The sequence below is a fragment of the Alphaproteobacteria bacterium genome, assembly GCA_018063245.1.
GTDB lineage: Bacteria > Pseudomonadota > Alphaproteobacteria > JAGPBS01 > JAGPBS01 > JAGPBS01.
In genome coordinates this window covers 1-8,709 of sequence record JAGPBS010000066.1, presented here as the reverse complement: position 1 = coordinate 8,709, position 8,709 = coordinate 1, and the positions used below count along the sequence as shown (strand labels likewise).

At 42.0% G+C, this 8,709-nt stretch carries 8 protein-coding genes and 1 pseudogene; 4 read left to right on the top strand and 5 right to left on the bottom strand.

Going from position 1 to position 8,709, the window contains the following annotated elements:
* From KBF71_08355 to KBF71_08340, 4 genes are all read right to left on the bottom strand, one after another.
* Positions 1-867, bottom strand: an 867-nt coding sequence (locus KBF71_08355; protein MBP9878322.1) for a hypothetical protein, incomplete at its 3' end; no start/stop codon positions are given.
* Positions 861-1,469, bottom strand: coding sequence for a hypothetical protein (locus tag KBF71_08350; protein MBP9878321.1), 609 nt, complete (start codon positions 1,467-1,469; stop codon positions 861-863). The genes KBF71_08350 and KBF71_08355, both read right to left, overlap by 7 nt.
* Positions 1,470-1,766: 297 nt before the next feature.
* Positions 1,767-2,723, bottom strand: coding sequence for an FAD-binding protein (locus KBF71_08345; protein ID MBP9878320.1), 957 nt, complete (start codon positions 2,721-2,723; stop codon positions 1,767-1,769).
* Between the two features lie 39 nt (positions 2,724-2,762).
* Positions 2,763-3,515 (bottom strand): electron transfer flavoprotein subunit beta/FixA family protein, encoded by a 753-nt coding sequence (locus tag KBF71_08340; protein MBP9878319.1) that lies wholly within the window; start codon positions 3,513-3,515, stop codon positions 2,763-2,765.
* A 183-nt stretch (positions 3,516-3,698) separates the two neighbouring features.
* Between KBF71_08340 and KBF71_08335 the strand changes: the two are divergent.
* The 3 genes and pseudogenes from KBF71_08335 to msrB all read left to right on the top strand — a co-directional run bounded on the left by KBF71_08335 (position 3,699) and on the right by msrB (position 6,258).
* Positions 3,699-4,089: pseudogene (locus tag KBF71_08335) on the top strand (cupin).
* Between the two features lie 377 nt (positions 4,090-4,466).
* Positions 4,467-5,693, top strand: coding sequence for an FAD-dependent oxidoreductase (locus KBF71_08330; protein MBP9878318.1), 1,227 nt, complete (start codon positions 4,467-4,469; stop codon positions 5,691-5,693).
* Positions 5,694-5,718: 25 nt separating this feature from the next.
* Entirely contained in the window at positions 5,719-6,258 is a 540-nt protein-coding gene (gene msrB / locus KBF71_08325) for a peptide-methionine (R)-S-oxide reductase MsrB (GenBank protein ID MBP9878317.1), read from the top strand.
* 6 nt (positions 6,259-6,264) lie between these two features.
* Here msrB and dacB read toward each other — a convergent pair whose 3' ends face one another.
* Positions 6,265-7,602 carry a D-alanyl-D-alanine carboxypeptidase/D-alanyl-D-alanine-endopeptidase gene (gene dacB / locus KBF71_08320; protein ID MBP9878316.1) on the bottom strand — a complete coding sequence of 446 codons (1,338 nt, stop codon included), beginning with the start codon at positions 7,600-7,602 and terminating at the stop codon, positions 6,265-6,267.
* Between the two features lie 593 nt (positions 7,603-8,195).
* Between dacB and KBF71_08315 the strand changes: the two genes are divergently transcribed.
* Entirely contained in the window at positions 8,196-8,606 is a 411-nt protein-coding gene (locus KBF71_08315) for a hypothetical protein (protein MBP9878315.1), read from the top strand.
* Positions 8,607-8,709: the final 103 nt, after the last annotated feature.

Below are 8,709 nucleotides of genomic sequence, written 5' to 3'. Positions count from 1 at the left end.
TGCTAATTTAACATTCCTAAAATCAAGAATTGATAATTGACACAATGCTTGCTTGTTCAGATATTCAAGAGGCGAATCACAAACAGAGTCGTTCCAAAAGAGTGATTTTAAGCTCGTCGCAGCATTAAAGAGCGATCCCAAATATGATCCCGTAACGGCTGACTGCACCAATTTGAAAGATTTAAGTAAGTATAGGCCTGCAAAAACACCTTCATCAACCTCCTTTTTTGAAACAGAACACTGTGTCAAATAAATCGATTGAAGGTTCGGCATTCTTTCAATAAAAGGCAGAAATGAATCAATTGCCCCTTTTTGACTGCCATCAAAATAAATAGCAATCTCACGCATTGAAGAATAGAGCTCTTCTTGAAACTCACATCTCTCAAATGGTGTGTAAGTCTCTGAATCATTTTTAAATGTCATTTTTCTCAGCCGAGGCGCTGCTGCAAAAAAGGCCTTCAATCCAAGCACCGTCATGGGAATATAACGAAATTCAGCTTTCTCTAAAAAAGGTAAGTCGGCTACATTTAACGTTTGAAATCCGCCTGCTGGACTTGAACAACGGGCCAGTCTCAGCTCTCTAATATTAGGCGCTGCTAATAATAAATGCATCCAATCCAGCGATGTCATATCCATTAACCAAGAGAGCCTCAAGCTTCGCAGATGCTTTAAGGCTAGTGGCTCTAATGATAGGCTCCCAGAAGTCTGACGAGATGGCTCCAATACAATTTGAAGCCTCTCTAAATTTGGCATCGCGTGCAAAATAGAAGAAACACCATCTAAAGACAATGGCACGCTATCAACATAAGCCAGCAAATCAAAGGAGCGCAATGAAGCGAGATCTCCTTTGCGCGGCAATTCTACCAAATTGCCCTCTCTTTCAATTTACACCCCAGGCTTTCAAGAGCGTTAAATAGTGTGATCACACCCCAGTTCGGGACCTCTTCAAAGGTTACAATCCTCGAGACCACATGATCCGGAAATCCGGCATCAGGCCACCCAATATATTCATAATCACCTTCCAATATAAGAGTCGATAGATTTTTGATTTTTGGCATAAAATACTGAATCACTAACCACTCAGAAGGATAAAATACTGATCCCCAATGATTATGCTCTGAGGGCTGTAAATAAACGCTCACATTTGTTTTGATATTCTGGGCTGGTGGTAAATGATTAATAAAACGCCCAAAATCGGTCTTAGATGCTTCTGAATAAAGACAAATCGGTGAGTCTTCATAAGTTTGACGAAACTCAGGGCGCACAAAGAAACTGGAGACCTTGCGCATATTGATTGCTTGATCACCCAGAAACGAGAGAATCAAGTCCCAAATATGAACCTCTGCCCTTGAAACAATAGGATCGTCTGATTCTGCATCACAGACATTAGCGCCAGAGATAACAATAGCCCTCGACCAATTCAATTCACAATATTCACCCAACTCAGTATCGAAGTAAAGCGTCGCCATTATTCACTCTCCAGTTTAATGTTTGGCTTATTATTAAATCAGAAGAGTAGAATTGTCAAAGGGTAAGAGATGCTGGTTTAAATTCAGCATTGCAAGATAAGCTAACGTCGTCACTCAGAGGGCTCCTTCAGGAGCCCGCCTGTCAGACCGAAGCCTTGGCGTAGGCTGATGGAGTCTCTAGGATGTATCAACAAGCATTGTCTTGTGTTTTAGTATTGCTGAGATTCCACGCCACCTCTTAAAGGAGGTGGCTCTGAATGACGATTATCTAGATTAAAAATGGGTAGCTCTAAAATCTCACCCTAAATAGCCATCAAGCTTCTTCTCAAGCTCTGGGAGAATTTGGAACAGATCGCCCACCAAGCCATAGTCTGCAATTTGGAAAATTGGGGCATCTTCATCCTTATTGATCGCAACGATGATCTTACTATCTTTCATCCCAGCTAAATGCTGAATTGCGCCAGAAATTCCAACAGCAATATATAAGTCAGGAGCCACAATCTTACCTGTTTGCCCTACTTGGTAGTCATTCGGCACATAACCCGCATCAACTGCTGCACGTGAGGCACCAATAGCTGCATTCAATTTATCAGCAATGCGTTCAATCATTTTGAAATTATCACCCGATCCCATACCACGACCGCCAGAAATCACAATGCGCGCCGCTGTCAATTCAGGTCTTTCAGAAACAGAAAGCTCTTGTTTCACAAAGCGAGAAAGCCCCTTGTCTGCTCCCGCTGGTGCTGCTTCTGTTTTCGCTGAGCCTGACCCAACAGACACAGCATCAAAAGCTGTTGCCCGCACTGTCATCACCTTGATTGGATCCAAAGATTTCACTGTTGAAATCACATTCCCTGCATAGATCGGACGCTCAAACGTGTCAGCAGATTGAATGGCTGTGACTTCAGATAGCATTGACACATCTAATAAAGCCGCAACGCGTGGCATAAGGTTTTTACCAAATGTTGTTGCTGGCGCTAAAACATGCGTATAGCCTTTATCCTTAATCAAAGAGGCAAGCGCTGGCGCTATATTTTCAGCCAGTTGATGCCCAAGATGCGCCGCATCTGCAGCATAGACCGATACGCATGAATCCATTTTGCCTAAGTTTGCAGCCAAAGAGCCAATGCTTGAGCCTGCAATATAAGCATCATAAGCCCCGCCTGAGATTTTTTGCGCAGCCTTCGCAATATGGTAGGTTGAAGGTTTAATTGTTTTGCCGTCATGTTCGGCGATGATCAGAACTTTTCCCATGTGTAAATCCTCAATTTTGATTTTGATAAGATGCTGTGATTAGAATACTTTTGCTTCAGACTTCAGTTTGCTGAGCAAATCTTCAACAGATGCAACTTTGATACCAGCCTGACGTGTTGGTGGTTCTGCAACTTTGATGCATTCCTGATGTTTTGAGAGAGCCATCCCTAAATCAGCTTCTTGAATTTTTTCAAGCGGCTTGCTTTTCGCCTTCATAATATTTGGCAGGCTTGCATAGCGCGGTTCATTTAAACGCAAATCTGTTGTTACAACAGCTGGCAATTTGAGTGCGAGCGTTTCAAGACCACCATCGATCTCACGGGTGACCATAATTTCTGATCCTTGTGCATCAAGCTTTGATGCGAAAGTCCCTTGCGGCCAGTCGAGTAGAGCCGCTAACATTTGTCCTGTTTGATTGCAATCGTCATCAATGGCTTGCTTGCCCATAATCACGCAATCGTATGAATCTCTTCTCACAATGGCTGAGAGAAGTTTCGCAACATTAATCGGTTCACGATACTCATTTGCCACAATGTGAATCGCTTTATCTGCACCTAAAGCCAATGCTGTTCTCAGTGTTTCTTGCGCTGCTTCCGGACCAATGGTCACAACTGTGATTTCTTCTGTAAGGCCTTTTTCCTTACAGCGCACAGCCTCTTCAACGGCAATCTCATCAAATGGGTTCATCGACATTTTGGCATGAGCGATATCAACATCAGAGCCATCAGCCTTTGGACGCACTTTAATGTTGTAATCCACAACACGCTTAACGGGAACAAGTATCTTTTTCATTCTAAACTCCTTATTTCTTATTTTTTCGAGCTGATACCAATTAACCATAAGATATACATATTGTCAAAGATAGAATATCTTTATTACCAATTTAAAAACAAACCCAGAATTTAGAAAAAATTTCTCTTTACTTTGCGTAACCGCCGCTTATAGTACCTATATGAATAAGGAAAGCACCATAAAATGAAGACAATCAACATTCCAAATGATTACCAACACCGCTCACCCGCAGGCGCAGAAGTAAGACTTCTCATGAACAATCATCTCGGCGGCATGGCTTATTTGTACTTTGAAAGAAGGCCTCATTTCAAATGCCATTTATCACAATACGGTTTGTGAATTTTGGTTTGTCTTATCCGGAAAAGGATCTATATGGCGCAAGAATGGTGAAGAAGAATCCATAACATCTCTTCAAGCCGGTGTTAGTATCGATATCCCTTTAGGAACACATTTTCAATATCGCAGCGATGAGGGCGATCTTGTTTTTATCTGTGTCACAATACCTCCTTGGTCTGGCCCAGATGAAGCAACTTACACCAACGGCACTTGGGTCCCAACATCGACTCTCGAATAAAAATTGCAACAAAAACATTGCGTCATTGCTGTAAAGGTCACGTAATTCGTTGATGAAGAGGTTGTAAATGCAATCTATAAATACCGTCATGGTGAGGAGCGACTTGTCCACCGAAGCCTTGGCGTAGGTGGAAGCGACGCGACCATCCAGAAATCTCTCAACCAGTTTCTTTTGTTGATCATTCAGGACTGGATCCTCGCGGCCCGCTTTGCGGACCTCAGGATGACGAATCAGATACTCTTCATCAACGAATTACGTGACCTTTACAGCAATGACGAGTATTAGCCGCCCCTAATTTATTTTCTTGCGCCCTGTGATTTTTACTCTTCCTTGATGAAATATATGCAGGATTAAAGTGACATCCTTAAGGAAGAATAATGACAAAAGCAAAACCCAACGTCACACTCACAACAACTTGCTGCATTGTTGGTGGCGGCCCAGCTGGCATGATGCTCGCTCTTTTATTAGCGCGCAAAGGTATCGAAGTCGTTATTCTTGAAAAACATGCTGATTTTTTCAGAGACTTTAGAGGCGATACGATTCATCCCTCAACACTTGAAGTTATTTCAGAACTCGGGTTTCTTGATGAATTTCTAGACTTACCTCACAACAAAGTCTTTGAGCTTAAAACAAATCTCGAAGGCAGAAATGTCACGCTCGCTGATTTCTCTGAACTGGATACAATTGCACCGTACATTGCCATGATCCCTCAATGGGACTTTCTGAATTTTCTGAAGAAAAAAGCCGCAGCCTATCCAAACTTTACATGCCTCATGGAAACAAGTTTTATGGATTTCATTTACGATTCTAACGAGAGAATCACTGGCATCATCGCTGAAACACCAAAAGGAACCCTCTCCATTCATGCTGATCTCGTCATTGGTGCAGATGGCAGACACTCAGCCACCCGCGACAAAGCACAATTAGAAGTGCAAGATTTTGGCGTGCCCATTGATGTTCTCTGGTTTCAAATCGCTCGTAAGGAGTCAGATCGCACTGACTCGATGGGACGCTTTCTGCCCGGCACAATCTTAGTGACCATCAATCGCGGCGATTATTGGCAATGTGGCTATGTGATTCCCAAGGGGGAAATTGATCGAATTAAAGCCGAAGGGCTAAAAGCTGTGCTTGAAAAAATTGCAAAGGTTGAGCCTCTATTTGAAAACCGCACAAAAGAATTAAAAAGCTGGGATCAAATTCGCCTCTTAACTGTCAAGGTGGATTTTCTCAAAAAATGGTATCGCCCAGGACTTTTATGCATTGGTGATGCAGCTCACGCCATGTCGCCCGTTGGTGGTGTTGGCATTAACCTTGCAATCCAAGATGCAATCGCAACGGCCAATCGCCTAGCTGAGCCTTTAAATCAACAAAATGTCACTGAATCAGATCTTGAAGCTATCCAACGTCGCAGAACTTTTCCTGTTAAAATGACACAAGCCATGCAACTCATGATGCATAAGCGCATTCTTTTTTCTGCCCTGAAAAAAGATCAACCTTTTCAGCCACCTTTCATCCTCAAAGTGATCTTTCGCTCACCTTTATTACAAAAACTCATTGGCTATATCATCGGCATCGGCTTTAGAGCAGAACATGTTCGGCTTTAAAATTTTCAACAGGATACAACAATATATGCATTACTCAACAACACTCTTTACAGCTTTCTTTTGCGCCTTTCTTTTTCTATCCGATCAAGCCACGGGCGCAGAATTTGATTATCGCAGACAACCAAACGAATATTATGAACAAAAATTGACAAAAGAGACCTACAGAATTTGTCGTTTAAAAGGAACAGATCCTGAAGGATCTGGCCAATATACGCGCTTTTCTGAAAAAGGGAAATATTACTGCGCTTGTTGCGGTGGCGATCACACACTCTTCACCTCAGAGGCAAAATTTGATTCCAAATCAGGATGGCCAAGCTTCTTTGATGTTCTTCCAGGCGCTATCATTGAACGACCAGATCCTGATGATACAGCCAGAGGCGCTATCGGCTTTCCGAGAACTGAAGTTATTTGCTCTCGCTGCACATCTCACTTAGGGTATTTTTTTGAAGATGGACCAATGCCGACAAGTAAACGCTACTCCATCAATTCATCTGCTCTCAGCTTTGTGAAAGCAGGACGACCCGTTAAACGAACATTTGATCCAGAAACAGAAGATAAAGAATAAGAATCTCTACCTAAGTGACTTATGAATAAAAGGATCGATCACTTGAAAGAGTTCCTTTGCCGTCGGCGCAAAGCCATTCACCATTACAACAAAGGCTTTTGGATCCTCAGGATTTTCCAATTCATAACCACAAAGACAGCTCACACCCATAAGCCCACCTGTTTTTGCATAGAGCTTTTCAGGTAGATCTGTTCTATTTTTCAAAGTACTGCCCTCTTCACCTGGTCTTGCAAGAGCATTCACGAAGTTTTTGTCTTCATAGCCTTTCTTTAAAACCTGAAACAGCATAAGAGGCTGTATCCGATTATAACGCGAAAGACCCGACCCATCAACCATCAAAGCCTTCTCCATATCAACCCCATAATGATCCTTCATCAATGCTTTCATCACCGCATCGCCTTGCGCCCAATCATCAATGACTGCCTCTTTTGAAAATCGATGAAGCATCGTTAGATAAAGACTATCAAACACAAAATTATCAGACATTTTTAAGGCTGGCGGCAGAATATCCTTAAGCGGTATTGAACGATGTGACGCAACCTCACCCACATCCTTCGGTAATTTCGTGCGATCTTTTACAATCACAATATTTCCTTTAATTTGCAATTGATCCATCACGCGCTGCATTTTATAAAGAGCAAAGGTGTCAATGGTCTTAGGCGATACCATGATTGGTTTCATTTCCTCATTCGGATTCACATGGCCTGTTGCTTTCATGCGATCTCCAACCCAAACAATCTTCAATGGATCCCCCTCTTCTGCTGTTGTGACTTTTGCATCAATTGCAAAGGGACTATCACTGGAGGCTTTAATCAATTGACCAACAGGACCAGGTGGCATTTTCACTTCAAAAAGATTGCTATCGATATTCATACTCGAAACTGGTGGCATATAGTAAGACCCCATATCATCAATCATGACATTGGGTGAATAGACTTGCGTTGTAAAGCGCGATGCATCCAGAAGAATGTATCCCTGAACAGTCTGGCCTTTGATTGAAGACAAAAGCTTAGTGAGATCATCAGATGTCAAAGTCGGATCCCCAACAAAACCGATTACCACATCTTGTAGCACGCCCTCTTTTTTAGAAGCATATAATTTTGTCTCATACTGAAAATCAGGCCCAAGCGCTTTTAAAGCCGCAAGAGCAGTGACAGTTTTCTGGCAACTCGCTGGTGTTGACAAAACATCGGCATGTGTTTCTTTATCAACTTTTTCCTGATAAACGTTACCAAAAATATAGGAATAAAAAGCAGGTTTCTGTTCATACAAAGCCTGCTCTTCTGAGCTGCAAGCTATCAGGCACAGGGTGACCAGAACGAAAGGGAAATATCTGTATTTCATAGGGAGCTTTCTATATGAATCTTACCAATTTCAGACCCAAAAAGAAAAAACCGATGCTGAGTCCAATGCTGAGAATAGCACAGAGACATGCGAATCCCAACAGCAATATAATGCGAAATCATGTGTGATTTTTCCCTTCTAAGAGGATGAAAACTTCTCTGAACCAAACCCACATATCATCCTGAGCTTCCAACCTTGTCATCCTGACCCACCTTGTCATCCTGAACTTGTTTCAGGATCTTGAGATGCCGAAACAAGTTGTACAGACCGCAGGGATGACAAAGAAGAACGCAGGAATGACAAGAAAGAGCCGGAATGACAAGAAATAATTGGAATGACACAGCCGCCCATAATGGCAAGTGCGTTGCGATCAAATGACAAGAAACAAAAATGTCAATTTTTTTTACAAACAATCTTAATTACTAACAATGATTATTGTATAATTGTATGATTTTATTGACTTTTCAACTTGGCACGCTTTTTGCTATGACATATGCAAGGTTATTGCGATGAAAAGTAAGAGTCAGTGTTTTTAATCTTATTTTAAATGCGAATACCGAATTGAAACAATTCATAAAGAAGGAGTGCAAGCAATGAAAAAAGTTCTTTTAACATTTGGCATATTGGCGGCAAGTCTTTATGCATCCGTGGCTGAGGCGACCATCACGGCTAGTTGGGATTTTACAAATGATGGAATGGCGGTGAATGGTGCAAGTAGCGCAAATTTCTTAGCGACCAGTGCTAACCCTTTTGCAAGTGGTTTAGGTGTTGTAGCGCGGGGGGGGGCTTATTATTATGTTACTGATACGGCGGCGAATACATTTTCTACATTGGGGACTATTTCTAATTTGGCAGGAGGTTTAGGCGTTACGACGGACGCAACTCTTGATAATTTACCGCTTGACACGAATTTTACAGCAACCAATACATCTGCACGGGAGTTTAATGAGCTTTCTTTAATTGGTAATGGTAATTCTAATTATTACTCCGACAGTGTAACATAGTCGAATTTTGAATATCAAGCCGCGTATTTAACTAAAGGGGCTTCGAACAAAGCAGAGATAACTTTAGGTGATTTTTGAAGAGTTTTCATCTCTGTATATACTG

Excerpts from the sequence above, each read along its gene's own strand:
- KBF71_08315 (MBP9878315.1), top strand. The coding sequence starts at position 8,196 with ATGAAAAAAGTTCTTTTAACATTTGGCATATTGGCGGCAAGTCTTTAT.
- KBF71_08340 (MBP9878319.1), bottom strand. The coding sequence starts at position 3,515 with ATGAAAAAGATACTTGTTCCCGTTAAGCGTGTTGTGGATTACAACATT.
- msrB (MBP9878317.1), top strand. The coding sequence starts at position 5,719 with ATGCATTACTCAACAACACTCTTTACAGCTTTCTTTTGCGCCTTTCTT.
- KBF71_08330 (MBP9878318.1), top strand. The coding sequence starts at position 4,467 with ATGACAAAAGCAAAACCCAACGTCACACTCACAACAACTTGCTGCATT.
- KBF71_08350 (MBP9878321.1), bottom strand. The coding sequence starts at position 1,469 with ATGGCGACGCTTTACTTCGATACTGAGTTGGGTGAATATTGTGAATTG.
- dacB (MBP9878316.1), bottom strand. The coding sequence starts at position 7,602 with ATGAAATACAGATATTTCCCTTTCGTTCTGGTCACCCTGTGCCTGATA.
- KBF71_08345 (MBP9878320.1), bottom strand. The coding sequence starts at position 2,723 with ATGGGAAAAGTTCTGATCATCGCCGAACATGACGGCAAAACAATTAAA.